Here is a 26,582-nt window from a genome sequence, read left to right as displayed (position 1 = left end):
GCGCCTCACCGCAGCAGGGGGGACAGGTTCTCCACCCACACGTCGTGGCCCACCTTCACGATGAGGGCGGCCACCACGACGAGGAACACGGTGCGGATGAACCGCGTCCCGCGCGCCACGGCCATGCGCGAACCCAGGTAGCTGCCGCTCATGTTCGACACCCCCAGGAGGACGCCCAGCCCCCACGCGACCGAGCCGTGCGGGACGAAGAACAGCAGGGCGCCCAGGTTCGTCGAGAAGTTCACGATCTTCGCCTTCGCGCTGGCCTGCAGGAAGTCGTACCCCAGCAGGCTCACCATGGCGATGACGAGGAACGTCCCGGTCCCCGGGCCCAGCACGCCGTCGTAGACCCCGATGGCGGCCCCCACCCCGATCGCCGCGCGGTAGTGGGCGTGCCCGGAGAACCGCAGCGACGTCGAACCCCCCAGGGCGGGCCGCAGGACGGTGATCGCCGCGACCGTGACGAGCGCGACCACGATGACGGGTTTGAACACCGCGACCGGCAGGGACGCCGCGATCGAGGCGCCGCCGAAACTCCCGACGAGCGCGACGGCCGCCATCGGCAGCGCCGTCCGCAGGTCCGGCCTGGCCCGGCGGTAGTACGTCAGGGCGCTCGTGCTGGTCCCGAAGATGGAACCCAGCTTGTTCGTGGCCAGGGCCTGCACCGGGGTCAGACCCGGGACGAGCAGGAGGGCGGGCAGTTGCAGCAACCCGCCCCCACCCACCACGGCGTCGATCCACCCCGCGGCGAACGCCGCGAGCAGGAGCAGCAGGAGGATCGGGACCGTCAGGTCGGCGGGGAACACGGCCCCATCCTGCCGCCCGGGGTCCCTACGACGACAACGGCACCGACACCAGCCGGTCGTCCCCGGGGCGGGGCTCCCCGCGGAACGTGTTCGACGTGAGGACCCACAGCGAACCGTCCGGCCCGACCTCCACGGCCCGCAACCGGCCCAGGGTCTCCTGCAGGTACGCGTCGGGCGTGCCGGTCGGGCCGTCGGGGTTCAGGGGGACCCGCCACAACCGCTGACCGCGCAGCGCGGCGACGTACACGGCGTCCGGGGTCACGACCAGACCGGAGGGCGAGGCCTCGTCGGTCCGCCACGTCTGCACCGGGGCGATGAACCTCCCGCCGCCGTCCCCGGGACCCTCGACCTCGGGCCAGCCGTAGTTCCCCCCGGGCCGGATGACGTTCAGCTCGTCCCACTCGTCCTGGCCGAACTCCGCCGCGATGAGGCGGCCGGTGGAGTCCCAGCCCAGCCCCTGCGGGTTGCGGTGCCCCAGGGACCACAGGGGCGACCCGGCCGTGGGGTTGTCCGCCGGCACCGACCCGTCGGGGTTCAGCCGCAGGACCTTCCCGCCGAGGGAGGCCGGGTCCTGCGCCGCGGGGCGGTTCTGCGCGTCCCCCGTGGCCACGTACAGCTTGCCGTCCGGGCCGAACGCGATCCGGCCGCCGTTGTGGGTGGAGTTCTTCGGGATGCCCGTCAGCACCGGCGTCGCCTCGACCAGGCGGTTCTGCGCCAGCGTGTACCGGACGACGCGGTTGTCCTCGCGCGCGGTCTGGTACAGGAACACGTGCTGGTCGGTCTCGAAGTCCGGCGACAGCGCGATGCCCAGCAGCCCGCCCTCACCACCGGGCACGACGTCCGGCACCCGGCCCTCGGGGCCCTCGGCCCCCAGGACGGTCGAGACGCCCGGACCGACCTGCACCACGCGCGCCTGGTCCCGCAGGGTGACCAGGGCCGTCCCGTCGGGCAGCACGGCCATGCCCCACGGCACGTCGAGGCCGGTGGTGACGTCCACCGGATCGCCGGGGAACCCGACGGCCGCGGCCACCGGGTCGGCCGGAGCCGGTGCCGACGACGTCGGGGAGGGAGCGACCGCCGTGGGGGTAGGGGTGCCGGACGGCTCCGCCGTGTCCGAGCAGCCGAGCAGGAGGGTCCCGACGAGGGCGGCCGGGACGAGGGCCGTGCGTCTGCGGGTCACCGGACCATCCTCACCCGGATGCCGCTAGCGTGCCCGCGTGAGCGAGCACGTCGTGGTGAGCGTCCCCTCCGAGTCGTGGGCCCGGGCCCTGGGCCCCCTCGACGGTGCCGAGGTCATCGTCTGGGACGGGACGGCACCCGCGCCCGACCCCGCGCCCGCGCTCGTCGTCCCGCCCTACGTCGCGACCCCGGACCTGTCGGCCCTGCCCGCCGGTGTTCGCGCCGTCCAGCTCCTGACCATCGGCCACGACGGGGTGCCCGAGCAGCTGCCGGCGGACGTGCTGCTGTGCAACGCCTCCGGGGTCCACGAGACCTCGACAGCCGAGCTCGCGGTGGGTCTGGCGATCACGTCGCTGCGCGGTCTGGACGACGACGTGCGGTCGATGGCGGCGGGGGAGTGGAAGCCGTCGCGCCGGACCTCCCTGGCCGACCGGCGCGTCCTCGTCGTCGGCTGGGGCGGGGTCGGCCGGGCCGTCGCCGCGCGGCTGGCGCCGTTCGAGTGCTCGGTCACCGCCGTCGGCACCCGAGCGCGCGTCCAGGACGGCGTCCAGGTCCACGCCGTCGAGGAGCTGCCCGACCTGCTGCCCGCGCACGACGTCGTCGTCCTCGCCTGCCCGCTCACCGACCGCACGCGGGGGCTGGTGGGCCCGGAGTTCCTCGCCGCGATGCCCCACGGCGGGCTGCTCGTCAACGTGGCCCGCGGCCCCGTCGTGGACACCGCCGCGCTCGTGGAGGCGCTGCGGGCCGGGCGGGTCAGCGCCGCGCTCGACGTCACCGACCCCGAACCGCTGCCGGCCGACCACGAGCTCTGGTCCCTGCCCGGGGTCCTCGTCACCCCGCACGTGGGCGGGAACTCCACGGCCTTCCGGCCGCGGATGGTCGCGCTGCTGCGCGAGCAGGTGGCGCGGCTGCACCGGGGGCAGGAGCTGCGCAACGTCGTGCCTCGACCCCTCCGGTAGCGGCTACCCTGGGAGGGTTTGCCCTCCCGCCCCGCGAGAACGGACGCCCCGTGGACGCCCCCCTGGACAAGCTCACCCTGCTGCAGGTCAGCCACCGCTACGACGTGGACGTGGCCACGCTGCACGCGCTCGTGGGTCGCGGCGCCCTGCCCGCCCCCACCTGGTCCGACGGGCGTCTCGGGTGGCACGAGGACGACGTGCGGACGCGGCTGCGGGCGCTCGCCCACCGCCGCTGACCCGGACCGGGGTCAGCTCGACTCGCGCGCGATGAACCGGTGGGGGACGACCCGCACCGGGTCGTCCGCCGATCCCTCCGACAGTTGCACGACGAGGTCGAGCGCGGCCCGCGCGACCTCGGCCAGGTCGATGGCCAGCGTCGACAGCCGCGGGGTGACGAACTCCCCGAGCGCCAGACCGTCGACCCCGACGACCCGCACGTCCTGCGGCACCCGGACGCCGTGCGCGTCGAGGTCCCGCAGGAGGCGGAAACCCCCGAGGTCGTTGAACGCGACGAGGGCGTCGGGCGCGCCGGGCGACAGGTCCGCCCACCCGGCGTCCCGGTCCACGACGACGGCGTCGACCCCCGCCGCGGCGAAGGCGTCGACGAACGCCGCACCGCGCGACGACCCGCCGGGCAGGTCCAGGACCAGCGGGCGCCGCGCACCGCGTCCCAGCAGGTGCCGCACGGCGTCGCCGGTGGCGGTGCGCCGCTCGAACTCGATGCGCCCGTGGCCGGGGTGGACCCGGGGCGGGTCGATCTCCACGACGGGCAGGTTGGGGGCGCCGGCCCCGGGGGGTTCCAGCGCGAGCCCGGTGAACCCGACGACGGCGTCCGCGGCGCCGACGAGGTCGGCCACCGACCCGGGTTCGGCCATGACGACGTTCCACCCGCGTACGGCGGCCAGCCGCAGGACGGTCGCGGCGAGGTCGGCGTAGTAGGGGTTCGTCAGGTCGCCGACGACGAGGCCGAGAGTGCGGGCCGAGGGTTTGACGAGGCCGCGCCCGAACCGCGACGGGTGGTAGTTCACCTCGCGCGCGGCGGCCAGGACGCGCTCACGCGTCGCGGGGCTGATCCCGGGCATGTCGTTGACCGCCCGGGTGACGGTCTGGCGGGAGACCCCGGCGGCGCGGGCGACGTCGACGATCGTCGCCCGCGCCGGTCCGGCGTTGCGGTTCACCCCTCGCGCAGGTCCAGCCAGGCCACCTGCTGCTCGTCGAGCTGCACGCCCAGGCCGGTCATCGACGAGCGCGCCTCGGCGATCGTGCGGGGGCCGAAGAGCGCGAACACCTGGAACGGCTGGGCCAGCACGAACGCCAGGGCGATGGCCGTGGCCGGGACGCCGAGTTCCCGGCCCAGCTTCTCGGCGCGGGCCTTGCGCTCGAAGTTCGCCTCCGAGTAGTAGCAGCGCACGAGTTCGGCGTCGCTGCGGTCCTCGGGGTTCGCGCGGGCGAAGAACCCGCGGGCCTGCGAGCTCCACGGCAGCAGGGCGATGTCGCGCTCGGACAGCCACTGCTTCGACGCCGGGTCGGTCACGTGGCGGCAGCCGGTCCACGGCACGTCGTACGCCTCGGCGAGGCCGAAGTGGTTGGACAGCACCGAGAACGGCCGCTTGCCGTGCTGGCGGGCGTACTCGTTGGCCTCGTCGACGCGCGCGGTCGACCAGTTCGAGCCGCCGTAGACCGTGATGCGACCGGCGGAGGCGTGCTCGTCGAGGACGTCGACGAACTCGCCGACGGGCACGTCCTCGTTGTCGCGGTGCATCATGTAGATGTCCGCGTGCTCGTGGCCCTGGCGCTCGAAGGACTCCAGGAGCTGGCGGGTCAGCGACTCGGGGTCGCAGTGGGGGGTGTGGCAGCCCTTGACGATGACGTTGAGGTCGCCGCGGTTGCCGCGGTTGGCCATCCACCGGCCGAGCAGCTTCTCGTACTTGCCCGAGCCGTACAGCCACGCCGTGTCGAACGTGTTCCCGCCGGCCTCGACGAACGCGTCGAAGATGGCCGAGGCGTGCGCGAGGTCGGGCTGGTTGTCGCAGCCCATGACCAGGCGGGAGACCTCGCGGTCCAGGCCCGGGATGCGGCCGTACTTCATGGCGGTGGGGACGCTGCGCCGCAGCGGCAGGCCCGAGACCGTGGGGATGTCCGCGGTGTCGGTCTCGAACGGGTAGCGCAGCCCGATCGCGGCGCGCCAGCGGTCCAGCACGGCGTTGACGGCGAGGGTGTCCTCGAGGGTGAACGCGGGGGTGCCGTCGCCGACGAGCGCCTTCGCCTCCAGGGCGTAGGCCTTGTTCTCGGGCAGGTCCGGGTCGAAGGCGAACTCCTCCGGTTCGGCGCCGGGCCGGGTCAGCACGACGCGCGTGTCGCCGAGGATCGTCCACGGGTCCGGCAGGTGGATCCGGCCGGCCGAGCCGTAGACGGTGATCGTCTGCGGGTCGGCCAGCGCGACGCCCGTGCGGACGGCGGCCGTGACACCGCCGGCGAACGTGAGGGACGCCGTCGCCCACTCGTCGACGCCGGTCTCGCCGACCGTGCCCTGCGCGGCGAACTCCTGCACCGCGGCGGGGCGGCCGAGCGCCGCGCTCGCGACGAGGTGCGCGGCGGAGACCGGGTAGCCGCCGACGTCGAGGATGCCGCCGCCGGCGAGGTCGGCGTCGTAGAGGCGCCCCTGCTTGGCCCCGGTCGCGAACGCGAAGCTGGCGTCGACGTGCTGCACGGTGCCGATGGCGCCGGAGCGCACGAGCTCGAGCAGCTTCTGCAGCTGGGGGTGGTGGGCGTACATGAACGCCTCCAGGACGCGGGCGCCGGAGGCGCGCGCCGCGTCGACGACGGCCATGACGCTGCCGGCGTTGGGGGCGAAGGGCTTCTCGCACAGCACGTGCTTGCCGGCCCGGACCGCGGCCAGGGTCAGCCGCGCGTGGGTGACGTGGACGGTGCTGACGTAGACGGCGTCGACGTCCTCGCGGGCCAGGACGGCGTCGTAGTCGCCGACGAAGGCGTCGGGGGCGAACTCCGCGGCGAAGGCGCGCGCGCGCTCCTGACCCCCCGGGGTGGGCGAGCCGCCGACCGCGACGAGCCGGGCGTCCGCGTGGGGCAGCTGGGAGGCGAACCGGTGGGCGATGCCACCGGGACCGAGCACGGCCCAGCGGGTGGGGGTCGACATCTGGCGCTCCTTCGAGCCGGGGAGGAAGCGTCGTGAACGTTCACGACGTGCGTGACGCTATCCCCGTCCCCGCGGTGCGGTCAACGCCCACCGCCCGTGCGGCGCCTACACTCCCGCCGTGAGCCCCGCTGATGAAGTCGACATCAAACCGCGCAGCCGGCAGGTCACCGACGGGCTGGAGGCGACCGCTTCGCGCGGCATGCTCCGCGCCGTCGGCATGGGGGACGAGGACTGGGACAAGCCCCAGATCGGCGTCGCCTCGAGCTGGAACGAGATCACGCCCTGCAACCTGTCCCTGGACCGCCTCGCCAAAGCGGTCAAGGACGGGGTGCACGCCGCCCGCGGGTACCCGCTGGAGTTCGGCACGATCTCCGTCTCCGACGGCATCTCCATGGGTCACCAGGGGATGCACTTCTCCCTCGTCTCGCGCGAGGTCATCGCCGACTCGGTCGAGACGGTCATGAGCGCCGAGCGCCTCGACGGGTCCGTCCTGCTGGCCGGGTGCGACAAGTCGCTGCCGGGCATGCTCATGGCCGCCGCGCGCCTGGACCTGGCGAGCGTCTTCCTCTACGCCGGGACGATCCTGCCCGGGCGCGCGAAGCTGTCCGACGGCAGCGAGCACGAGGTCACCCTCATCGACGCGTTCGAGGCCGTGGGGGCCTGCGCGCGCGGGCTCATGTCCCGCGAGGACGTCGGCGTCATCGAGCGCGCGATCTGCCCCGGCGAGGGCGCCTGCGGCGGCATGTACACCGCCAACACGATGGCCGCCGCGGCCGAGGCGCTCGGCATGTCGCTGCCCGGCAGCGCCGCCCCGCCGGCGACCGACCGCCGCCGCGACGGGTTCGCCCGCCGCTCGGGCGAGGCCGTCGTGAACCTGCTGAGCAAGGGCATCACGGCCCGGCAGATCCTCACCAAGGAGGCGTTCGAGAACGCCATCGCCGTCGTCATGGCCCTCGGCGGCTCGACCAACGCCGTCCTGCACCTGCTGGCCATCGCCTACGAGGCCGAGGTCGACCTCACGCTGGCCGACTTCGACCGCGTCGCGGGCAAGGTGCCGCACCTGGGCGACCTCAAGCCGTTCGGCCGGCACGTCATGGTCGACGTCGACCGCATCGGCGGGATCCCCGTCGTCATGCGCGCGCTGCTGGACGCCGGTCTGCTGCACGGGGACGCGCTGACGGTCACCGGGAAGACGATGGCCGAGAACCTCGCCGACATCGCGCCGCCGGACGTCGACGGCGTCGTGCTGCGGGCGCTGGACGACCCGATCCACCAGACCGGCGGCATCACCATCCTCACGGGCAACCTCGCCCCCGGCGGGGCCGTCGTGAAGAGCGCGGGGTTCGACTCCGACGTCTTCGAGGGCACCGCCCGCGTCTTCGAGCGCGAGCGCGCGGCCCTCGACGCCCTCGAGGACGGCACGATCTCGGCCGGCGACGTCGTGGTCATCCGCTACGAGGGCCCCAAGGGCGGGCCGGGCATGCGGGAGATGCTGGCGATCACCGGCGCGATCAAGGGCGCCGGGCTCGGCAAGGACGTCCTGCTGCTGACCGACGGCCGCTTCTCGGGCGGGACGACGGGGCTGTGCGTGGGGCACATCGCCCCCGAGGCCGTCGACGGCGGTCCGATCGCCCTGGTCCGCGACGGCGACCGCATCCGCCTGGACGTGGCCGGCAAGACGCTGGAGGTGCTCGTCGAGGACGAGGAGCTGGCGTCGCGCCGCGAGGGCTGGGCCCCGCTGCCCCCCGTCTTCACGCGCGGGGTCCTGGCCAAGTACGCCAAGCAGGTCCAGTCCGCCTCGGTCGGGGCGGTCTGCAGCTGATCCGCAGCCGACGCGTGCGAGGCCCGTTCTGAGACGGGTGTCCACGATGTGAGACGCGGCGCGCTGTCGGCTGACAGCGCGCCGCGGGACGGCTACCTTTCCACCCATGCGGTTCCTCGTAGCCATCGGACAGCGCGCCGGCTGAGTCAGTTCGGCCGAGCGCGCGACCCCTCACACGCCATCCCTGGCAGAGGGGTCTTTTTGCGTCCGGCGGACCGAACACGCCGGGCGTCCGGGAAGCACGACCACCGTGAACGGCACCGCCCGAGGAGGACACCGAGATGCCAGAGCAACTGCCCCTGGACCCCAAGCTCCCCGTCGCCCAGCTCACCGGCGCGCAGAGCCTCATCCGCTCCCTCGAGGCGGTAGGGGTCGAGGTCGTGTTCGGCTACCCCGGCGGCACGATCCTCCCGAGCTACGACCCGCTCATGGACTCCCCGCACGTCCAGCACATCCTCGTCCGCCACGAGCAGGGCGCCGGGCACGCGGCCGAGGGCTACGCGCAGGCGACCGGCAAGGTCGGCGTCTGCATGGCCACGTCCGGGCCGGGGGCCACCAACCTCGTGACGCCCATCGCCGACGCCTACATGGACTCGGTCCCGCTCGTCGCGATCACCGGTCAGGTCGGCACGAAGGCCATCGGCACCGACGCCTTCCAGGAGGCGGACATCACCGGGATCACCATCCCGATCACCAAGCACAACTACCTGGTGACCGACCCGGCCGACATCCCGCGCACCATCGCCGAGGCCTTCCACCTCGCCTCCACCGGCCGCCCCGGGCCCGTCCTCGTGGACATCCCCAAGTCGGTGCAGACCGCGACCACGTCCTACGCCTGGCCCGAGACGGTCGACATGCCCGGCTACCGGCCCGTGGTGCGCCCGCACAGCAAGCAGATCCGCGAGGCCGCGCGCCTCATCGCCGCCTCCGAGCGCCCCGTGCTCTACGTGGGCGGGGGCGTCGTCAAGGCCGAGGCGTCGGCCGAGCTGCGCGCCCTGGCCGACCTCACCGGCATCCCGGCCGTCACCACGCTGATGGCCCGCGGCGCCCTGCCCGACTCGCACCCGAACCACCTGGGCATGCCCGGCATGCACGGGACGGTCGCGGCCGTCACGGCCCTGCAGAAGGCCGACCTGCTCATCACGCTCGGGGCGCGGTTCGACGACCGCGTGACGGGGGAGCTGTCGAGCTTCGCCCCCGAGGCGAAGGTCGTCCACGCCGACATCGACCCGGCCGAGATCGGCAAGAACCGCGCGGTGGACGTCCCGATCGTGGGTGACGCCAAGCTCGTCATCGCCGAGCTGACCGCGGCCGTGGCCGCCGAGTTCGACAAGGGCCGGGCCGACCTGAGCGCGTGGCAGGACCTCACGCAGTCCTGGAAGGCGACCTTCCCGCTGGGCTACGCCGAGTCCGAGGACGGCACCCTCGCCCCCCAGCACGTCATCGAGCGCATCGGCGCGATCGCCGGCCCCGACGCCGTCTACGTGGCCGGCGTCGGGCAGCACCAGATGTGGTCGGCGCAGTTCGTCCGGTACGAGAACCCCCGCACGTGGATCAACTCCGGGGGCCTGGGGACCATGGGGTTCTCCGTGCCGGCCGCCATGGGTGCCAAGGTGGGCCGTCCGGACACCGTCGTGTGGGCCATCGACGGCGACGGCTGCTTCCAGATGACGAACCAGGAACTGGCGACGTGCACCCTCAACGGCATCCCGCTGAAGGTCGCGATCATCAACAACTCCTCCCTCGGCATGGTGCGGCAGTGGCAGACGCTCTTCTACTCCGAGCGCTACTCCAACACCGACCTGCACTCCGGTGACCACCACGGCACCCACGCCTCCCCGGTGCCGGACTTCGTCAAGCTCGCCGAGGCCTACGGCTGCGTCGGGTTGCGCTGCGACCGGCCCGAGGACGTCGACGCGACGATCGAGAAGGCCATGGCCATCGACGACGTCCCCGTCGTCATCGACTTCCGCGTCCACCGCGACGCCATGGTCTGGCCGATGGTCGAGGCCGGCGTGAGCAACGACGCCATCCAGTACGCCCGAGGGGTCTCGCCCCAGTGGGACCGCGAGGAGTCCGGCGACACCGTCTCCGGCCCCGAGAAGGTGATCTCCTGATGTCCCAGCACACCCTGTCCGTCCTGGTCGAGAACCGACCCGGTGTCCTGATGCGCGTCACGTCGCTGTTCGCGCGCAGGAACTTCAACATCCACTCCCTCACGGTCGGACCGACCGAGCGCGCCGAGATCTCCCGCATGACCATCGTCGTGGACGTGGAGCGGCAGCCGTTGGAGCAGGTGACGAAGCAGCTCAACAAGCTCGTCAACGTCCTGAAGATCGTCGAGCTCGAGGACGACGCCTCGGTCCAGCGCGAGCTGCTGCTCGTCAAGGTCCGGGCCGACGCCTCGGCGCGCGGGGAGGTGCTCGACACCGTGCAGCTCTTCCGCGCGCACGTCGTCGACGTCGCCCCCGACGCGGTGACGGTGGAGGCGACCGGGAGCCCGGACAAGCTGGCCGCGCTGCTGCGCGTGCTGGAACCGTTCGGCATCCGGGAACTGGTGCAGTCCGGTTCGGTGGCGCTCGCCCGTGGTGGGCGTGCGATCTCCGACCGCGCCCTGCGCTCCGCCTGACGCCTCCGGCACCGCGAGCACAACGCAACCGCACGAAGAAACCGAGGAGAGAACCCCACGTGGCCGAGATGTTCTACGACGACGACGCCGACCTGTCCAAGATCACCGGCAAGAAGGTGGCCGTCATCGGCTTCGGCAGCCAGGGCCACGCCCACGCGCTGTCCCTGCGCGACTCCGGTGTCGACGTCGTCGTCGGCCTCAAGGAGGGCTCCAAGAGCCGCGCGAAGGCGCAGGAGCAGGGCCTGGCCGTCGCCACCCCGTTCGAGGCCGCGCAGGCCGCCGACGTCATCATGGTCCTGGTGCCGGACCACCTGCAGCGCGGTCTGTACGCCGAGGCGATCGAGCCGAACCTCACCGCCGGCAAGGCGCTGTTCTTCAGCCACGGCTTCAACATCCGCTTCGGCTACATCAAGCCCCCGGCCGACGTCGACGTCGTCATGGTCGCCCCGAAGGGCCCGGGCCACCTCGTGCGCCGCGAGTACGTCGACGGCCGCGGCGTCCCCGTGATCGTCGCCGTCGAGCAGGACGCCTCCGGGAACGCCTGGGACCTGGCCCTGGCCTACGCCAAGGCGATCGGCGGCCTGCGCGCCGGCGGCATCAAGACGACCTTCACCGAAGAGACCGAGACCGACCTGTTCGGTGAGCAGGCCGTCCTGTGCGGTGGCGCCTCCGCGCTCGTCCAGACCGGTTTCGAGGTCCTCACCGAGGCCGGCTACCAGCCCGAGGTCGCCTACTTCGAGTGCCTGCACGAGCTGAAGCTCATCGTCGACCTCATGTACGAGGGCGGCATCGCCAAGCAGCGCTGGTCGGTCTCCGACACCGCCGAGTGGGGCGACTACGTCTCCGGCCCCCGTGTCATCGACGCGTCGGTGAAGGAGCGCATGAAGGACGTCCTGAAGGACATCCAGGACGGCACCTTCGCCAAGAACTTCATCGAGGACCAGGACGCCGGCGCCCCCAAGTTCAAGGAGCTGCGCGCGAAGTCCGAGCAGCACCCGATCGAGGCCACCGGCCGCGAGCTGCGCAAGCTCATGGCGTGGGTGAAGTCCGACGACAGCGACTACGTCGAGGGTTCCGCCGCGCGCTGACCCCCGGGACGGACGAACCCCCGCACCGCCAGGCGGTGCGGGGGTTCGTCCGTCCCGCGCGGTCCCGGGGTCAGCCCGCGAGCTTGCGGGTGATCCCGACGACGCGGTTGACGAGGTGGTCCAGGGCGGTGAACTCGGTGTCGCCGAGCGGGATGTCGTTGCCGCCGCCGGTGACGTGGCTGACGCCGTAGGGGTTGCCGTCGACGAACTTCGAGCCGTCGGTGTACCCGGGCGGCACGATGATCCCGCCGAAGTGGTAGATCGTGTTGTAGAGCGCCAGCAGCGTCGTCTCCTGGCCGCCGTGGGCGGTCTGGGACGCCGTGAACCCGGCGTAGACCTTGTCGGCGAGCTGGCCCTGGGCCCACTGCGGGCCGAGGGAGTCGATGAACGTCTTGAGCTGACCGGCGATGTTGCCGTACCGGGTGGGGGAGCCGAACAGGACGGCGTCGGCCCACACGACGTCGTCCGCCGTCACGGCCTGCGTGCCCTGAGCGGCCTCCGCCTCGACCTGCTGGGCGTCGGTGACCTCCTTCTCGCCGCCGGTGGTCTGGCGCTCGACCTGGCGCAGACGCACCTCGGCGCCGGCCTGCTCACCGGTGGCGGCCAGGCGCTCGGCCATCGAGCGCACCGTCCCGGTCGCGGAGTAGTACACGATCGCGAGCTTCACGTCGCTCACAGGGACCTCCCGTTTCGTTGAACGTGCAAAAGCATCCCCAACCTAACCCGGTCGCGTCGCGAGCGCACTGCGGGCGTGGCATGGTGACGACCGGCCGACGGGGAGGTGTCGTTCGAGTGAGCCGTCGCGGGGAACTGCCGACCAAGGACTGCGCCGTGTGCGGGCGCACCATCACGTGGCGCAAGAAGTGGGAGCGCGACTGGGACGGCGTGAAGCACTGCTCCGACGCCTGCCGCCGGAGGGCGAAGTCCTCCGGCGCCGTCGACGCCGCGCTCGAGGTGGCCCTGCGCCGCCTCCTGGCCGAACGCGGGAGGTCCGGGACGGTCGACCCCGAGGAGGCGGCCCGTGCGGTCGGCGGGGACGACTGGCGCGACCTGGGGGAGCCGGCGCGGTCCGCGGCGCGCCGGCTCGTGGCCGCCGGGGAGGCCGAGATCACCCAGGGCGGCCGCGTCGTCGACCCCTCCACCGCGAAGGGCCCGATCCGGGTGCGCCGGCGCTGAGGGGCGGGCGTGGCGTCGCCGGCACCCGCCCCACCGTGCGCGAGGACGTCGGCCGCGACGACGACGAGATCGAGGAGACCGTCACGCACGTCGCCGACCCGGACGACCTCGACCGGTTCGTCGAGGGGTGCCGGGGGTTCGCCGCGCTCGGCGCCTGAGGTTGGCGCCTGAGGTTCAGGACCAGCGGCTGCCAGGCACCGGCAGACCCAGGTTGCCCCGCAGCGTGGTCGCCGGGAGTTCGGGGGCGAGCACCCCGCGGCGCCGCAGGAGGGGCACGACCTGCTCGGCGAACTCCTCCACGCCCTGCGGGACGGAGGAGAACGCGAGGGTGAACCCGTCGGCCGCGCCCCGGGTGAACCGTTGCGTCATCCAGTCCGCAACCTCCTCGGGGGTCCCCGGCAGGAACCGGCGGCGCAGCATGGTCCGGTACAGCTCGCGCAACGTGAACCGGTCGCGGTCCAGCAGCTTGCGGATCCCCTCGAACACCGTCTGGACCTGGTTCGACCCGCCCGCGAAGTCGAAGCGGAACTCCTCGTCGAGAGGGCGGTCGGACAGGTCCACGCCGAGGTGGTGGGACAGCCAGTCCAGGCTGAGCCGGTCCGGGGTCAGGGCCTCGATCTCCTCGAGGCGTTCGTGCGCCTGCGCGGTGCTCGCGCCCAGGACGGGGGAGACGGCCGGCAGGACCAGCAGGTGCGAGCGGTCCCGCCCGGCCTGGACGGCCCGACGCTTGTAGTCCTCGTACAGCCGCTGCGCCCCGGGCAGGGGGGCCGACCCCGGCACGAACACCGCCTCGGCGTGCCGACCCGCCAGCCGGCGCCCGTCCTGCGAGGACCCGGCCTGGAACAGCACCGGTCGCCCCTGCGGTGGTCGCGGCAGGTTCAGCGGACCGCGGACGCGGAAGAACTCACCGGCGTGGTCCAGGACGTGCATCCCGGCGGGGTCGGCGTACCGGCCCGTCGCGACGTCCGGCGCCACCGCCCCGTCGTCCCAGCTGTCCCAGAGGCCGTGGACGACGTCGACGAACTCCGCGCCGCGCCGGTAGCGGGCCGCGTGGTCGAGGTTGCGGTCCAGGCCGAAGTTGCGGGCCTCCTCGTCGCTCGCGGACGTCACGAGGTTCCACCCGGCCCGTCCGGAGCTGAGGAAGTCGAGCGAACCGACCTGGCGGGCGGTGTGGAACGGCTCGTTGTACGTCGTCGACACCGTCGCCACCAGGCCGATGCGTTCGGTGCAGCGCGAGAGCGCACCCAGCAGGCCGAAGGGTTCGGGCCGCAGGTTCGCCACGTGCTCGACCCCGGAGGGGAACCGGTCCCACACGTAGAGCTCGTCCGCGTAGAACAGCGCGGCGAAACCGGCGGTCTCCGCCGTCCGCGCGAAGCGCTCGTAGTAGTCGACCGAGAGGTACTCGGCGGGACGTCCCCCGGGCAGGCGCCAGCTCGTGAGGTGCTCGCCGCCGGGGTAGAAGAGCATCGCGGTGAGGATCACGGGGCCGCACGCTACCCCGGCCGCGTGAAGCGCTTGACAGGTCAGGGTGCCGTGCCCTCCACTGGACGTGCCATCCAGAGCGGCCGAGAGACCTGGCTCGTCGACGCCGCAGCAACCGCCCCGCCGGGGTCGGTGCTCCCGCCAGGACCGATGGGAGAGGACCACCGATGGAGCACGCGCCGCTGACGCGACGTCTCGTGATCGACCTGCTGCGCAGCGCCGGGACGACCTGTCGGGCATAACCGCCCCGACACCTCACCCGTCCCGCCCCCGGAAGGCCCTGCGATGCCGCACGTCCCGAGCGCCCCCCTGTCCTTCGCCACCCGGCAGGTCCACGCCGGCAGCGAACCCGACCCCGTCACGGGCGCCCGCGTCACCCCCGTCCACCTCACAGCGGGGTTCGTCTTCGACGACTTCGAGCAGGCCCGGGCCCGCTTCGCCGGGGAGGACGACGGGTTCGTCTACACGCGGATGGGGAACCCGACGACGGCCGCCGTCGAGCGGCGGCTCGCCACCCTGGAGGGCGGGACCGACGCGCTGCTGCTCGGCACCGGGCAGGCCGCGCTCACGGTGGCCCTGCTCGGCATCCTCGGAGCCGGGGACCACCTGGTGGCCGCCGCGGACCTGTACGAGGGGTCCCGCGGGTTGTTCCTGGAGAACTTCGCGCGGCTGGGGATCTCCGTGGACTTCGCGGCCGGTCCCGAGGACTGGGAACGGCTGGTCCGCCCCACGACGCGCGCGTTCTTCGCCGAGTCGATCGCCAACCCCAAGAACGCGGTCCTCGACGTGCCCGCCGTCGCCGCCGTGGCCCACCGGCACGGCCTCCCCCTCGTCGTGGACAACACGTTCGCCACGCCGTACCTCCTGCGTCCGCTCGAGCACGGCGCCGACGTCGTCGTGCACTCCGCCAGCAAGTTCCTCGCCGGTCACGGCGCCGCGCTGGGCGGCGTCGTCGTCACGGGGCAGGGGTTCGACTGGTCGGGGTTCGAGCACCTCACCGCCCCCGCCGGCGTGCTCGCCGGCGTGAGCTGGGTCGACCGGTACGGTCCGCGGCGCGCCTACGTCGAGCACACCCGCGCCGTGGTGGCCTCCCGCCTGGGGCCGGCCATCTCGCCCTTCAACGCGTTCCTCGTGCAACAGGGCCTGGAGACGCTCTCGCTGCGGGTGGCCCGCCAGAGCGCGACGGCCGAGATCCTGGCCCGCTGGCTGCTGGAACGTCCCGAGGTCGTCTCCGTCGACCACGCCGCCCTGCCCGACCACCCCTCCCACGCCGTCGCGCAGCGCCTGCTGCCGCTCGGCACCGGGGCGGTCCTGTCCCTCACGCTCGCCGGCGGACGGGCTGCGGCGCAACGCTTCGTGGACGCCGTGCAGCTGTTCACGCGGATGACCCACGTCGGGGACGTGCGCTCGCTGGTCATCCACCCGGCCAGCACCACCCACGCCCACCGCACCGAGGCCGAACGGCTCGGGACGGGGATCTGGCCCGGTCTGCTGCGCCTGTCGATCGGCCTGGAGGAACCCGCCGACCTCGTCGCCGACCTCGAACGGGCCCTGGCCGCCACGCACGACCCCGCGCACGAGGGGTCCCTGGCGCAGGTGCGGTCCTGATGGGCCGGTTGCAGCACTTCGGGTACTTCTTCTCCCGCGGTTTCGGCCCGCAGGGCTGGGGCCGGGACTACCAGGCCTGGAACGACGACTGGACCCGGCCGGACCTGTACGCGCACGCGGTCCGAGACCTCGAACGGGCCGGGTTCGACCTCGTCGTGGTCGAGGACGCCGTCTCGCTGGGCAACCCCGCGACGCTGGACCTGCGGGTCCGCGCGGCCTACGGCGGGCCCAAGCACGACCCGCTGCTGCTCGCGCCCTACCTGTTCGCCGCGACGACCCACCTCGGGATCGTCCCCACGGTCAACGCGGGGATCACCCCGCCCTACCTCGCCGCCCGGCAGGCGGCGACGTTGCAGCACCTCTCGGGCGACCGGTTCGGGCTGAACCTCGTCACCGACGTGGGCAGCGCCCGCCACGTCGGGCGCGAACCCGTCGCCCACGACGTCGCGTACGACCGGGCGCAGGAGTGGATCGACGTCGTCCGCCGGTTGTGGCACAGCTGGGACGACGGCGCTCTCGTCGCCGATCCCGTCTCCGGCCGGTTCGCCGACGGCGCCCGCATCGACGCCTTCCAGCACCGCGGCGAGCACTTCGCGCTCGACGGCCCGCTCAACGCGCTGCCGTTCGCGGGCGGTGACCCGGTGCTCGTGTCCCCGGGGGGTTCCCCGCGCGGGGTGGCGTTCGCGGGGTCCCGCTCGGACGTCCAGCTCGCCCTGGCCCGCCTCGACGTCGCGGAGGTCCGCGCCCACCGCTCCCGGGTCCTCGCCGCCGCCGCGGCGGCCGGGCGCGGGGCCGACGACCTCCGGGTGCTGTTCGTGGTGAAACCCGAGCTGGTGAGCAGCCGGGAGGAGGCCGACCGGGTCGTCGCGGCGTCCCGCACCCCCTCCGAGGACGTCCTGCGCGAGGTGGCCCTGCACTGGTCCAGCGACCTCGAGACCGACCTCACGGTGCTCCCGCTGGACCGCCCGCTGGACCCGGCCGTGTTCGGCGACCACGTGTCCCGGGGGACCATCGCCGCACTGCGGGGTGGGACGCCCGACGCGCCGCTGCGCGAACTGCTGGCGCGCAAGGCCCGCAAGGGACGGCTCGCCGACCGCAGCGGTCTGGTCGGCACGGCCGAGGAGTTCGCCGACCTCGTCGAGGAGTTCGGCGAGGACGCCGACAACGACGGGTTCCTGCTGTCCGGTGACCTGCACCCCGTGACGCTGCACCGGTTCCTCGACGACCTCGTCCCGGTCCTGCGGCGGCGGGGCCTCCTGCGGAGCGGCTACGGCGGTGGAGGGTTGCGGGGCAACCTCTTCGAGTTCTGACGCCTCAGCCGGCGAGGAACCCCCGCACCCCGGTCCGCAGCCGCTGGAGCACCGCCGCCGTCCCGGCCGGGTCCCCCCGGTGCTCTAGCGAGTGGTCGGCCCCGTCGAACTCGAGGACCTCCCGGTCGCTCTCGTGCGCGAGGGTGCGGTTCCAGGACGGGTCGGCGGTGCCGCCCACGAGCAGGGTCCGCGGGTGGGACCGGGCCGCGGCCAGACCCACCTCGGGCCGGTCCAGCAGCGGCGTCAGCCAGATCCCGGCCAGACCCCGGTCGGCCACGACCGGCAACGCGAGGGTCGTGAGGGACTTCGCCACCACCAGGCGGGGGCGCAGGTCGTCGAGGAGGAGGCGGACCAGCGCGGGGACGTCCTCGGGGGGAGGCGGTCCCTCGGCCCAGGACAGCGACAGCACCCGGTGGTCGGCGGCGAGGAGCTCGTCGCGGACGGCCCGCAGGACGGGCTGGTCCACGTCGTAGCCGCGCCCCGGCAGCACCAGCGCAGGTGCCCCCGGAGCGCGTCCCTCCTCGAGGATGCGCACGGGTCCTCAGCTCGGGTCGGCGCCCAGCACGACCTCGAACTCCAGCAGCGAGGCGCCGGTGGCGACGGGCCGCTGCCGCTCACCCGCGTGGGCCTCCCGGGCGCCGCCGCCCGACCAGGCCTGGAACGCCTCCTCGGTCTCCCACTTCGTGTAGACGAAGTACCGGGTCTCCCCGGCCACGGGGCGCAGCAGCTCGAAGCCGAGGAACCCCGGTGTGCCCTCCACGGCCCCCATGCGGTGGGCGAACCGGCGTTCCAGCTCCGCCCCGGACCCCTCGGGAACCTCGATCGCGTTGATCTTCACGACAGCCATGGGGGCAGGATCCCAGGATCAGTCCGCGATCGCGGCCACCGGGGGTGTCCGCGCCGCCCGCCGGGCCGGCAGCACCGAGGCCAGGACCCCCGCGGCCGTCGCGACCACGACGATGCCGGCGACCTGCAGCCACGGGACGGTGAGCTGCACCGGGGTCTGGCGGACGAGGACCGACGCGGTGCCGGCCAGGCCGTACCCCGTCCCGAGGACGACGCCGAGGACGGCGGCGACCCCGGCCACGAGCAGCGCCTCCCAGGCCAGCAGCGCCCGCAGCTGGCGACGGGTCAGCCCGAGGGCCCGCAGCAGGCCGGACTCCTGCCGCCGCTCGAGCACCGACAGCGCGAGCGTGTTGCCGACCCCGATGAGGGCGATGAGGACCGCCACCGCGAGCAGCCCCGTGACGACGAGCAGCATCGTGGTGAGCACCTCGTCGAGGGAGTTGCGCACCGAGGCGATGCCGGCGACGTCGCTGCTCGGCAGGACCCGTGCCAGGGCCTCGGAGACGTCGTCGGTCGCCGCGGCCTGCTCGTCGGTGTCGCCGTCGAGGAGACGGACCCACGCGCCCGTCGGCGCGAGCGCCGGGTCGAGGCGGCGGGCGTCGGCGGTGGTCACGGTGGCGCCCGCCGAGGAGCGGACCGCGACCCGCACGCGGAACGGCACCCCGGGGCCGGTCGCCGACCCGGTGCTCTCCTCGACCCGGTGCAACGTCAGCGTGCTGCCGTCGGCCGTGCCCGTCTCCTGCGCCCACTGCCGGGAGACGACGAGCTCCCCGTCCCGCGGCAGCGGGGTGCGGCCCTGGGAGCGCACCACCCCGGCCGCCTCGGCGGGGTCGACCCCGGTCACCGACAGCCCCTGCGACCCGTCGGCCGTGGTGAGGGAGAGGGAGTCGACGAGGGTCATCGCCGCGACGTGGCCCGTGCCGCGGACGGCCGCGACCGCTGCGGCGTCCAGCGCCTGCGGGGAGGTGACGACCACGTCCGTCGGGTAGGAGGCGTCGATGCCGGCCGCGGCCGAGGATCGCGTCGAGGCCGTGCCGACGACCATCGCCGTCGTGAGCGTGACGCCGATGACGAGCGCCGTGGCCGTCGCCGCGGTCCGGCGCGGGTTGCGCACGGCGTTGCCGGCGGCCAGCCGGGCCGGGACCCCGCCGAGGCGCCGGAACGGGCGTCCGGCCAGGGCGACCGCGGCGGGGACCAGGCGCTGGGCGAGCAGCAGGAACCCCAGGAAGCTCACGGCCCCCGCCCCGACCGCGGGCAGCAGGTCACCCCGGCCGGCGAGCAGGACGAGCGCCGCGGTGGCGGGCACCGCGAGCACCAGACCCGCGACGAGGCGGAGCAGCCCGGCCCGCGAGCCGACCGGGGCCGCGGGGACCGGCCGCAGCGCGGCCAGCGGCGCCACCCGGGTCGCCGCGCGCGCAGGGGCGGCGGCCGCGACGACCGTCACCACCGTGCCCAGGACGAGCCCGGTGGCGACCGCCGTGGGCGGGACGACGACGTCGCCCAGCGGCAGGGGGGAGCCCGCCCGCCCGGCCAGCCCCGCCACGGCGGCGGCCAGGCCGCACCCGGCCAACACCCCGGCGGCCGAGGCCAGCAGCCCGACGGCGGCGGCTTCGAGGAGCACGCCGCGACCGACCTGGCCGCGGTCGGCGCCGACGCAGCGCAGGAGCGCCAGCTCCCGCGTCCGCTGGGCCAGCAGGACCGCGAAGGTGTTGGCGATGACGAGCCCGGCCACGAGCACGGCGACCGCGCCGAACACGAGCAGGACCGACGTCAGCGACGCCGCGTCCCCGGTGGAGGAGTCCGCGACCTCCTGCGCCGCCGCGGTTCCGGAGAGCACCGACACCGGCTCGCCGGACACCGCCGCGGTCACGGCGCCCAGCACGTCCTGGCCGGGGGAGGCCGCCACCCGCAGCTGGTCCACGCTCGTCCCGCCCCAGGCGGTGACCGTCGTGCCGGGGGCGAACAGCCGGGGGGACAGCCCGGCCCGCGGATCGCCGGCCAGGTCCACGGTCCCCACGACCGTGACCTCCCGGGTCACCGGGTCCGGGGCGGCACCGTCGGCGCTCGAGGCGGGGTAGGTCGTCACGGCGACGGTGGAGCCCACCGGGACGTCCAACCGGTCCGACACCGCGACCTCGTCGGCGCCGGTGGGCAGGCGGCCGGCGGAGACCCGCTCCCAGCGCAGGGCGCCGTCGGGGCTCACGGCGGACACGACGGCGGTCGTGGCGCCGGTCCGGCCGGGCAGCCGCACCGAGACGTGGGCGGAGCGGTCCGCGGCGACCGCCGCGACCCCGGGGAGGGCGGCGAGGCGGTCACGCAGCACCGGCAGCAGGTCCTCCCCGTCGGGTCCGGCGCCGGTCCCCTCGAGCTGCACCACGGCGGCGCTGGACGTGTACTGCGCACCGATCGACTGCAGCACACCGTTCCTCGCGGTCGCCTCGAGGGACAGGGTCGCCACGACGAAACCCACCGCGATGACGATCGCCAGGCAGGAGGCGGCGACGCGCGCGCCGTGGGCGCGCACCTGGGCCAGGGTCACCCGGAGCACGCTTCAGGCCCCCAGGTCGCGCAGCGCGTCGAGGACGTCGTTCGGCGTCGGGTTCGCCAGACCACCCGCGATCCGCCCGTCGGCCAGCAGCACGACGCGGTCGGCGTACCCGGCGGCGACGGGGTCGTGGGTGACCATGACGACCGTCTGCCCCACCTCCCGCACGCTGCCGCGCAGCAGGCTCAGGACCTCCGCACCCGTCCGGGAGTCCAGGTTCCCCGTGGGTTCGTCGGCGAACACGACGTCCGGGCGCGGCAGCAGGGCGCGGGCGACCGCGACGCGCTGCTGCTGACCCCCGGACAGCTCGTGCGGGCGGTGGTGCAGCCGCTCGCTCAGACCGAGCCGGCGCACCACGTCGTCGAACCACGCGGGGTCGGGGGAACGGCCGGCCAGCCGCAGCGGCAGCAGGACGTTCTCGGTGGCGTCCAGCACCGGGAGCAGGTTGAAGCTCTGGAACACGAAACCGACGCGCTCGCGGCGCAACCGCGTCAGGTCCCCGTCCCGCAGCGCGCCGAGTTCGGTGTCGCCGAGGAACACGCGGCCGGCGCTCGCGGTGTCCAGGCCGGCCAGGCAGTGCATGAGCGTGGACTTGCCCGACCCCGAGGGGCCCGTGATGGCGGTGAACTCACCGCGGGCGAACTCGACGTCCACCCCGGCGAGGGCGTGCACGACGGCGTCCCCCCGGCCGTACGTCTTGCGCAGCCCCTCGGCCCGCACGGCGGGGCGGGCCGCCTGCAGCACCGCCGGCGTCCCCGCCGGCTGGTCGATCCCGGACACGTCGTCCCCCTGTCTCGCAGGCGCTCGCACGGTCTGCGAACGCCCACGACGCTAGGGGACCGGAAGCGTCCGGTCGTCGTGTCCGGAAGTGATCCGGCGGCACCCGCCCGTCATCCCCCGGGTGGACACCTCGAGGTCACGGGGGAGCTCACAGCCGGACGCGGTGCGTCCCGGGCAGCCGGTACGTGCCGGCCGGGACGGACGTCCCCTCGGCGCCGGACCAGCCGACGGTCACGCCTCGGACGGAGGCGGACAGCAGGCGGGTCTCACGGTTCCCGCAGACGCCGATCCGGCTGGGCGTCGGCAGGGTGAAGGCGACGCTGACCCGCGCGCTGTCGGCGTCCAGCCGGGTGAAGCCCGAGACGTCGGCGGGACCGGCGAGGTGGGAGGGCTCGGTGACGACGGGCACGGAGGCCACGCGCGGCAGCAGCTTGCCGGCGCACTTCACGACGACGTCGACCTTCGTGCCGCCCGTCTCGACGAGCGAGGCGACCGGTTCCTCGCAGGAGTCGGAGTAGGTCGCCTCCCCCGGGTCGCACGAGGGGACGCCGCCGACGGCGGAGAAACCCGAGAGGGTGAGGCTGACGCTGCCGTACCCGCACAGCGCGGAGCTCCAGCCGCGGAAGCAGTCGTCGGTCATCGGCCGGGTCTGCGCCGGGGCGTGCAGCTCCAGGGTGGCGGCGCGGGCGAACAGGTGCGGGCCGCCCGTCGCGGCCGAGGCCGGGCTCGCGCCGAGCAGGCCGGCGGCGGTGAGCGCCAGCAGGGCCGGCACGGTGGGCAGGACGCGCGTCAGCGCACGGCGGTGGAACATCTGAGACCCCCCTCAGTGGTCGCGGCCCTCGCAACCGTCACTCATCGTGCCTCAGAGCTGACTCAGGGGTCATGCTTTTGCGGCAACACGTCACCGCGCGTCGCGCAGGACCTCACCCGGTTGGACCAACCCGGCGGAGAACGCCAGGACGACGGCCTGCACGCGGTCCCGCGAGCGCGTCTTGGCCAGCACGCGCCCGACGTGCGTCTTGACCGTCGCCTCCGAGACGACGAACCGCACCGCGATCTCGGAGTTCGTGAGCCCGTGCGCCATGCACTCCAGCACCTCCAGCTCGCGCGGGGTGAGGTCCGGCGGCAGCCCCGGGGCGGTGCTCGCGGACGTCGCCGCCCCCGCCCGCAGCAGCGGGCCGACGTGCTGCAGCAGCCGCCGCGTCGAACTCGCCGCGATCACCGCGTCACCGGAGTGGACGGTGCGTACCGCGGCGAGCAGTTCCTCCGGCGGGGCGTCCTTCAGGAGGAACCCGCTGGCTCCCGCCCCGATCGCCGAGACGACGTACTCGTCGAGGTCGAACGTGGTGAGCACCACGACCTTGGGCCCGTCCTCGCCGAGGCGGCCGGTGATCTGCCGGGTCGCCTCGATCCCGTCCAGCCCGGGCATGCGCACGTCCATGAGCACGACGTCGGCCGGGGTCGAGGTCACGACGCGCACGGCGTCGGCGCCGTCGGAGGCCTGCGCCACGACCGTCAGGTCCGGCTGGGAGTCGATGACCATGCGGAAACCCGCGCGCACGAGCTGCTGGTCGTCGACGAGGACGACCCGGACGGGGTTCCCGTCAGCGTTCCCGGCGGCGTTCACATCAGCGCTCACCCCGGGAACTGTAGGGAAGCGTCGCGCGCACGGAGAAACCCCCGCCGGGCCGCGGGCCGCTCACCACCGACCCGCCGTGCAGCCGCGCCCGCTCGGCCATGCCGACGAGCCCCTGACCGCCCGGGCTCGGCTGGACCATGGACCCCGCTCCGAGACCGTCGTCCTCGACGACCAGCCGCAGGGCGTCCGCCTCCCAGCGCACCTCGACGCGCGTGCGGGCCCGCGGCCCGGCGTGCTTGAGGACGTTCGTCAACGACTCCTGCACGATCCGGTACGCCGCCAGACCCATCGCCGGCGGCAGGTCGCGCACCTCGCCCCGCACCTCGGCGGTGACCTCCAGGCCGCTGGCCCGGACCTGGTCCACGAGGTCGCCGACCATCGTCGCGTCCGGCTGCGGGGCGCGCTCCTCGCCCGGGCCGGTGCGCAGCACCCCGAGCAGGTTCCGCATGTCCGCCAGCGCCTGCCGCCCCGTGCCGGAGATCGTCTCCAGCACCTGGGCGGCCACGGCCGGGTCGGCCCTCGCCGCGTACCGGCCCCCGTCGGCCTGGGCGACGATGACCGACAGGGAGTGGGCCACGACGTCGTGCATCTCCCGCGCGATGCGCTGGCGCTCCGCGGTCGTCGCCAGCCGGGACTCGTTCTCCCGCTCGTTCTCCAGCAGCCGCGCCCGTTCGACGAGGGCGAGCTCGTTCAGCCGCTGGGCGCGGCGCAGGCTGCCGAGGGCCCAGCTCGCCACGACGGAGAACGCGATGAGCGCCGCGAGGACGACGACCGCGCCGAACCCGGCGCCGGAGAAGAAGGCCACGGGGCACAGCAACGAACCCACCAGGCCGAGCAGCAGACCGCCGCGGGAGGCCCAGCGCCGGCCGTAGCCGGCGAGGGCGTAGACGGCCATGAGCACGCCGACGCTCCCCACGGAAGGGGTCAGCAGCGCCAGCTGCAGCAACCCGAAGAGGGCGACGAGCCCGCCGGACACCTCCGGGAACCGGCGGCGCACCGCCAGCGGCAGGGTCATCCCGGCCGCGACGACCACCCCGAGCGCGGACGGGTCCGTCACGGTCGCCAGGACGCTGAGACCGGCCAGGGCCAGGGCCAGGAAGGCGTCGAGGAGGACGGAGTTCACCCGCGTCCAGGCCACGACCGCGTCGAAGACGGTGCGTCCGGTGCTCTCGTCCTGCACCGCCTCAGCGTAGGGAGGGACCGCCGGGTGCTCGTCGTCCCCGGGGACGAGGCCGGGGGTCCGACCGTGGTGGGACGGTCGGACCGCAGGCTCCGATAACCTCCCGCGCATGGCGGACACCGTGCGACTGGCAGTCATCCCCGGCGACGGCATCGGCCAGGAGGTGACGGCCGAGGCGCTGAAGGTGCTCTCCGCCGTGCTCGAGGGGTCCGGCACGACCGTGGCGACGACCGAGTACGACCTCGGTGCGCGCCTGTACCACCGCACCGGCGAAACGCTGCCCGACAGCGTGCTCGAGGAGGTCCGCGGGCACGACGCGATCCTGCTCGGCGCCGTCGGCGACCCCGGCGTCCCCAGCGGCGTCCTCGAGCGGGGGCTGCTGCTCAAGCTCCGGTTCGCCCTCGACCACCACGTGAACCTGCGGCCCTCCAAGCTGTTCCCGGGGGTCGCGACGCCGCTCGCGGACCCGGGTGACATCGACTTCGTCGTCGTCCGCGAGGGCACCGAGGGGCCCTACGTCGGCAACGGCGGGGCCCTGCGCGTGGGCACCCCGCACGAGATCGCGACCGAGGTCAGCGTCAACACCGCGTTCGGCGTCGAGCGGGTCGTCCGGGACGCCTTCGCCCGCGCCGCCGCGCGGCCCCGGAAGAAGCTGACGCTGGTGCACAAGCACAACGTCCTGGTCCACGCCGGTCACCTCTGGCGGCGCACCGTCGAGGCCGTCGGCGCGCAGTTCCCCGACGTCGCCGTCGACTACCTGCACGTCGACGCCGCCACGATCTTCCTGGTCACCGATCCGGCGCGGTTCGACGTCGTCGTCACCGACAACCTCTTCGGCGACATCCTCACCGACCTCGCCGCGGCCGTGACCGGCGGCATCGGCCTGGCCGCCTCGGGCAACGTCAACCCCGACCGGACCACCCCCAGCATGTTCGAGCCCGTCCACGGCTCGGCCCCCGACATCGCCGGGAAGCAGCTCGCCGACCCCACCGCCGCCGTGCTGTCCGTCGCGCTGCTGCTCGAGCACCTCGGGCACACCGGCGCCGCGGCCCGCGTCGACGCCGCCGTGACCGCCGACCTCGCCCGCCGCGCCGCCGGAGAGGCCGGGCGGCGCACCACCGCCGAGGTCGGCGACGCCCTGGCCGCCGCCGTCTCCTGACCCGGGGCCCCGCCTGGCGGCGGGGTACCGTCGAAGCACCTGACCCGCACCCCGAGGAGCCCGCATGACCGCCACCCCGACGACCGGGCCGACCGCCGGGTTGACGTTCCCCGTGACGCCGTCGGCCGTGCCGGTCTCCGAGCGCAGCCGCGCCGAGATCCTCGCCAGCCCGGGGTTCGGGAAGTTCTTCACCGACCACATGGCGGTGGCGACCTGGACGCGCGAGGCCGGCTGGCACGACGCGGCCGTCGTCCCCTACGGGCCGCTGCAGCTCGACCCGGCCGCGGCCGTCCTGCACTACGCGCAGGAGGTCTTCGAGGGGCTCAAGGCGTACCGGCACGCCGACGGCAGCGTCTGGACGTTCCGCCCCGAGGCGAACGCGGCCCGCATGGCCCGCTCCGCGCGCCGCCTCGCGCTGCCCGAGGTGAGCGAGGCGACGTTCCTGGAGGCGATCACCCAGCTCGTGCGCGCCGACGAGGCCTGGGTGCCCACGGGTGGGGAGTCCTCCCTGTACCTGCGCCCGTTCATGGTCGCGACCGAGGCGTTCCTCGGCGTCCGCGCCGCGCACGAGGTGAAGTTCCTCGTCATCGCCTCACCGGCAGGTGCCTACTTCCCCGGTGGCGTCAAACCCGTCTCGATCTGGCTGTCGCAGGACTACACCCGCGCCGCCCTCGGCGGGACGGGCTCGGCCAAGTGCGGCGGGAACTACGCCGCCAGCCTCGCCGCCCAGGACGAGGCCACGGCCAACGGCTGCGACCAGGTCTGCTTCCTCGACGCGACCGACCACCGGTACGTGGAGGAACTCGGCGGCATGAACCTCTACTTCGTCCACGACGACGGTTCGATCGTCACCCCCGAACTCACCGGGACGATCCTGGAGGGCATCACCCGCGACTCGATCATCGACCTCGCCAAGGACCTCGGCCACGAGGTGACCGAGCGCCGGGTGAGCATCGACGAGTGGCGCGAGGGCGTCGCCTCCGGCCGCATCGCCGAGGTGTTCGCCTGCGGCACCGCCGCCGCCGTCACGCCCGTCGGCAAGCTCGTCTCGCCCGACGGCGAGCTGTCCCACGGCACCGGTGCGGCCGGCGAGGTGACGATGACGATCCGCAACGCGCTGCTGGACATCCAGTACGGCCGGGCCGAGGACACGCACGGCTGGTTGCACCGACTGGTCTGACCCCGCGCCCCACCCGGGTGGGGCGGGTGCCGCAGCC

25 protein-coding genes and 1 riboswitch are annotated in these 26,582 nt (G+C 74.1%); of the genes, 12 read left to right on the top strand and 13 right to left on the bottom strand.

Translation table 11 applies throughout. The annotated features are described in order from the left end of the window. Positions 1 to 5: 5 nt before the first annotated feature. Both AB2L28_RS19085 and AB2L28_RS19080 read right to left on the bottom strand, forming a co-directional pair. A complete protein-coding gene (locus tag AB2L28_RS19085) occupies positions 6 to 806 on the bottom strand; it encodes a sulfite exporter TauE/SafE family protein (protein ID WP_370720573.1) in 801 nt (266 codons plus the stop codon). 25 nt (positions 807 to 831) lie between these two features. Continuing rightward, complete coding sequence (locus AB2L28_RS19080; protein ID WP_370720572.1) at positions 832 to 1,986, bottom strand: PQQ-dependent sugar dehydrogenase; 1,155 nt, start codon at positions 1,984 to 1,986, stop codon at positions 832 to 834. Positions 1,987 to 2,023: 37 nt separating this feature from the next. On the opposite strand from AB2L28_RS19080, the gene AB2L28_RS19075 reads away from it, so the two are divergent. Continuing rightward, positions 2,024 to 2,944, top strand: coding sequence for a 2-hydroxyacid dehydrogenase (locus AB2L28_RS19075; protein ID WP_370720571.1), 921 nt, complete (start codon positions 2,024 to 2,026; stop codon positions 2,942 to 2,944). A 50-nt stretch (positions 2,945 to 2,994) separates the two neighbouring features. Next, the gene (locus tag AB2L28_RS19070; protein WP_370720570.1) at positions 2,995 to 3,180 is read left to right on the top strand and encodes a hypothetical protein; all 186 of its coding nucleotides are present in this window, start codon (positions 2,995 to 2,997) and stop codon (positions 3,178 to 3,180) included. A 12-nt stretch (positions 3,181 to 3,192) separates the two neighbouring features. Here AB2L28_RS19070 and AB2L28_RS19065 read toward each other — a convergent pair whose 3' ends face one another. Together AB2L28_RS19065 and AB2L28_RS19060 are read right to left on the bottom strand one after the other, a co-directional pair. After that, complete coding sequence (locus AB2L28_RS19065; RefSeq protein ID WP_370720569.1) at positions 3,193 to 4,122, bottom strand: LacI family DNA-binding transcriptional regulator; 930 nt, start codon at positions 4,120 to 4,122, stop codon at positions 3,193 to 3,195. Beyond that, on the bottom strand, positions 4,119 to 6,101 hold the full coding sequence (locus tag AB2L28_RS19060; protein ID WP_370720568.1) for an aldo/keto reductase: 1,983 nt from the start codon (positions 6,099 to 6,101) through the stop codon (positions 4,119 to 4,121). Before AB2L28_RS19060 ends, AB2L28_RS19065 begins: the two co-directional genes overlap by 4 nt. 118 nt (positions 6,102 to 6,219) lie before the next feature. Here AB2L28_RS19060 and ilvD point away from each other — a divergent pair, with 118 nt between their 5' ends. From ilvD to ilvC, 4 genes are all read left to right on the top strand, one after another. After that, on the top strand, positions 6,220 to 7,923 hold the full coding sequence (ilvD, locus tag AB2L28_RS19055; RefSeq protein ID WP_370720567.1) for a dihydroxy-acid dehydratase: 1,704 nt from the start codon (positions 6,220 to 6,222) through the stop codon (positions 7,921 to 7,923). Between the two features lie 281 nt (positions 7,924 to 8,204). Continuing rightward, positions 8,205 to 10,040, top strand: coding sequence for an acetolactate synthase large subunit (locus AB2L28_RS19050; RefSeq protein WP_370720566.1), 1,836 nt, complete (start codon positions 8,205 to 8,207; stop codon positions 10,038 to 10,040). After that, the gene (ilvN, locus tag AB2L28_RS19045; protein WP_370720565.1) at positions 10,040 to 10,552 is read left to right on the top strand and encodes an acetolactate synthase small subunit; all 513 of its coding nucleotides are present in this window, start codon (positions 10,040 to 10,042) and stop codon (positions 10,550 to 10,552) included. Before AB2L28_RS19050 ends, ilvN begins: the two co-directional genes overlap by 1 nt. Before the next feature lie 59 nt (positions 10,553 to 10,611). After that, complete coding sequence (ilvC, locus tag AB2L28_RS19040) at positions 10,612 to 11,640, top strand: ketol-acid reductoisomerase (protein ID WP_370720564.1); 1,029 nt, start codon at positions 10,612 to 10,614, stop codon at positions 11,638 to 11,640. 70 nt (positions 11,641 to 11,710) lie between these two features. On the opposite strand, the gene AB2L28_RS19035 is transcribed toward ilvC, so the two are convergent. Beyond that, positions 11,711 to 12,316: a flavodoxin family protein gene (locus AB2L28_RS19035; protein ID WP_370720563.1), complete on the bottom strand. Its 606-nt coding sequence runs from the start codon at positions 12,314 to 12,316 to the stop codon at positions 11,711 to 11,713. An 80-nt stretch (positions 12,317 to 12,396) separates the two neighbouring features. Between AB2L28_RS19035 and AB2L28_RS19030 the strand changes: the two genes are divergently transcribed. Then, complete coding sequence (locus AB2L28_RS19030) at positions 12,397 to 12,816, top strand: DUF3253 domain-containing protein (RefSeq protein WP_370720562.1); 420 nt, start codon at positions 12,397 to 12,399, stop codon at positions 12,814 to 12,816. Between the two features lie 35 nt (positions 12,817 to 12,851). Next, positions 12,852 to 12,974 carry a hypothetical protein gene (locus AB2L28_RS19025; RefSeq protein ID WP_370720561.1) on the top strand — a complete coding sequence of 41 codons (123 nt, stop codon included), beginning with the start codon at positions 12,852 to 12,854 and terminating at the stop codon, positions 12,972 to 12,974. 16 nt (positions 12,975 to 12,990) lie between these two features. Here the strand turns inward: AB2L28_RS19025 and AB2L28_RS19020 are convergent, their stop codons facing one another. After that, on the bottom strand, positions 12,991 to 14,298 hold the full coding sequence (locus AB2L28_RS19020) for an NtaA/DmoA family FMN-dependent monooxygenase (RefSeq protein WP_370720560.1): 1,308 nt from the start codon (positions 14,296 to 14,298) through the stop codon (positions 12,991 to 12,993). Between the two features lie 67 nt (positions 14,299 to 14,365). Further along, positions 14,366 to 14,472: riboswitch (SAM riboswitch) on the top strand. Positions 14,473 to 14,583: 111 nt separating this feature from the next. Here AB2L28_RS19020 and AB2L28_RS19015 point away from each other — a divergent pair. Then, positions 14,584 to 15,906, top strand: coding sequence for an O-acetylhomoserine aminocarboxypropyltransferase/cysteine synthase family protein (locus tag AB2L28_RS19015; RefSeq protein ID WP_370720559.1), 1,323 nt, complete (start codon positions 14,584 to 14,586; stop codon positions 15,904 to 15,906). After that, a complete protein-coding gene (locus AB2L28_RS19010; RefSeq protein WP_370720558.1) occupies positions 15,906 to 17,216 on the top strand; it encodes an LLM class flavin-dependent oxidoreductase in 1,311 nt (436 codons plus the stop codon). The genes AB2L28_RS19015 and AB2L28_RS19010 overlap by 1 nt, the downstream gene beginning before the upstream one ends. Before the next feature lie 4 nt (positions 17,217 to 17,220). Here AB2L28_RS19010 and AB2L28_RS19005 read toward each other — a convergent pair whose 3' ends face one another. The 7 genes from AB2L28_RS19005 to AB2L28_RS18975 form a co-directional block, all read right to left on the bottom strand. Further along, positions 17,221 to 17,751, bottom strand: coding sequence for an alpha/beta hydrolase (locus AB2L28_RS19005; RefSeq protein WP_370720557.1), 531 nt, complete (start codon positions 17,749 to 17,751; stop codon positions 17,221 to 17,223). A gap of 6 nt (positions 17,752 to 17,757) precedes the next feature. Next, entirely contained in the window at positions 17,758 to 18,063 is a 306-nt protein-coding gene (locus AB2L28_RS19000) for an antibiotic biosynthesis monooxygenase family protein (protein WP_370443094.1), read from the bottom strand. An 18-nt stretch (positions 18,064 to 18,081) separates the two neighbouring features. Beyond that, positions 18,082 to 20,610, bottom strand: a complete 2,529-nt coding sequence (locus tag AB2L28_RS18995) for an ABC transporter permease (protein ID WP_370720556.1) — start codon at positions 20,608 to 20,610, stop codon at positions 18,082 to 18,084. Between the two features lie 3 nt (positions 20,611 to 20,613). After that, positions 20,614 to 21,387 carry an ABC transporter ATP-binding protein gene (locus tag AB2L28_RS18990; protein ID WP_370720555.1) on the bottom strand — a complete coding sequence of 258 codons (774 nt, stop codon included), beginning with the start codon at positions 21,385 to 21,387 and terminating at the stop codon, positions 20,614 to 20,616. Between the two features lie 148 nt (positions 21,388 to 21,535). After that, entirely contained in the window at positions 21,536 to 22,198 is a 663-nt protein-coding gene (locus tag AB2L28_RS18985) for a hypothetical protein (RefSeq protein WP_370720554.1), read from the bottom strand. 90 nt (positions 22,199 to 22,288) lie between these two features. After that, the gene (locus tag AB2L28_RS18980) at positions 22,289 to 23,026 is read right to left on the bottom strand and encodes a response regulator transcription factor (RefSeq protein WP_370720553.1); all 738 of its coding nucleotides are present in this window, start codon (positions 23,024 to 23,026) and stop codon (positions 22,289 to 22,291) included. Beyond that, positions 23,016 to 24,206 (bottom strand): sensor histidine kinase, encoded by a 1,191-nt coding sequence (locus AB2L28_RS18975; protein ID WP_370720552.1) that lies wholly within the window; start codon positions 24,204 to 24,206, stop codon positions 23,016 to 23,018. Before AB2L28_RS18975 ends, AB2L28_RS18980 begins: the two co-directional genes overlap by 11 nt. Before the next feature lie 109 nt (positions 24,207 to 24,315). Here AB2L28_RS18975 and AB2L28_RS18970 point away from each other — a divergent pair, with 109 nt between their 5' ends. Together AB2L28_RS18970 and AB2L28_RS18965 are read left to right on the top strand one after the other, a co-directional pair. After that, positions 24,316 to 25,365: a 3-isopropylmalate dehydrogenase gene (locus AB2L28_RS18970; protein WP_370720551.1), complete on the top strand. Its 1,050-nt coding sequence runs from the start codon at positions 24,316 to 24,318 to the stop codon at positions 25,363 to 25,365. A gap of 64 nt (positions 25,366 to 25,429) precedes the next feature. Continuing rightward, positions 25,430 to 26,545: a branched-chain amino acid aminotransferase gene (locus tag AB2L28_RS18965; RefSeq protein ID WP_370720550.1), complete on the top strand. Its 1,116-nt coding sequence runs from the start codon at positions 25,430 to 25,432 to the stop codon at positions 26,543 to 26,545. Positions 26,546 to 26,582: the final 37 nt, after the last annotated feature.

It is taken from the genome of Kineococcus mangrovi (genome assembly GCF_041320705.1).
In the GTDB taxonomy this organism is placed as follows: Bacteria; Actinomycetota; Actinomycetes; order Actinomycetales; family Kineococcaceae; genus Kineococcus; species Kineococcus mangrovi.
The sequence above is the reverse complement of the archived record's forward strand: the minus strand, read 5'-3'. Positions and strand labels throughout refer to the sequence as shown.

Bases quoted from the DNA above. Each gene is read 5' to 3' on its own strand.
- AB2L28_RS19060 (WP_370720568.1), bottom strand. From the start codon at position 6,101: ATGTCGACCCCCACCCGCTGGGCCGTGCTCGGTCCCGGTGGCATCGCC.
- AB2L28_RS19050 (WP_370720566.1), top strand. From the start codon at position 8,205: ATGCCAGAGCAACTGCCCCTGGACCCCAAGCTCCCCGTCGCCCAGCTC.
- ilvN (WP_370720565.1), top strand. From the start codon at position 10,040: ATGTCCCAGCACACCCTGTCCGTCCTGGTCGAGAACCGACCCGGTGTC.
- AB2L28_RS19030 (WP_370720562.1), top strand. From the start codon at position 12,397: ATGGTGACGACCGGCCGACGGGGAGGTGTCGTTCGAGTGAGCCGTCGC.
- AB2L28_RS19015 (WP_370720559.1), top strand. From the start codon at position 14,584: ATGCCGCACGTCCCGAGCGCCCCCCTGTCCTTCGCCACCCGGCAGGTC.
- AB2L28_RS19010 (WP_370720558.1), top strand. From the start codon at position 15,906: ATGGGCCGGTTGCAGCACTTCGGGTACTTCTTCTCCCGCGGTTTCGGC.
- AB2L28_RS19000 (WP_370443094.1), bottom strand. From the start codon at position 18,063: ATGGCTGTCGTGAAGATCAACGCGATCGAGGTTCCCGAGGGGTCCGGG.
- AB2L28_RS18985 (WP_370720554.1), bottom strand. From the start codon at position 22,198: ATGTTCCACCGCCGTGCGCTGACGCGCGTCCTGCCCACCGTGCCGGCC.
- AB2L28_RS18970 (WP_370720551.1), top strand. From the start codon at position 24,316: ATGGCGGACACCGTGCGACTGGCAGTCATCCCCGGCGACGGCATCGGC.
- AB2L28_RS18965 (WP_370720550.1), top strand. From the start codon at position 25,430: ATGACCGCCACCCCGACGACCGGGCCGACCGCCGGGTTGACGTTCCCC.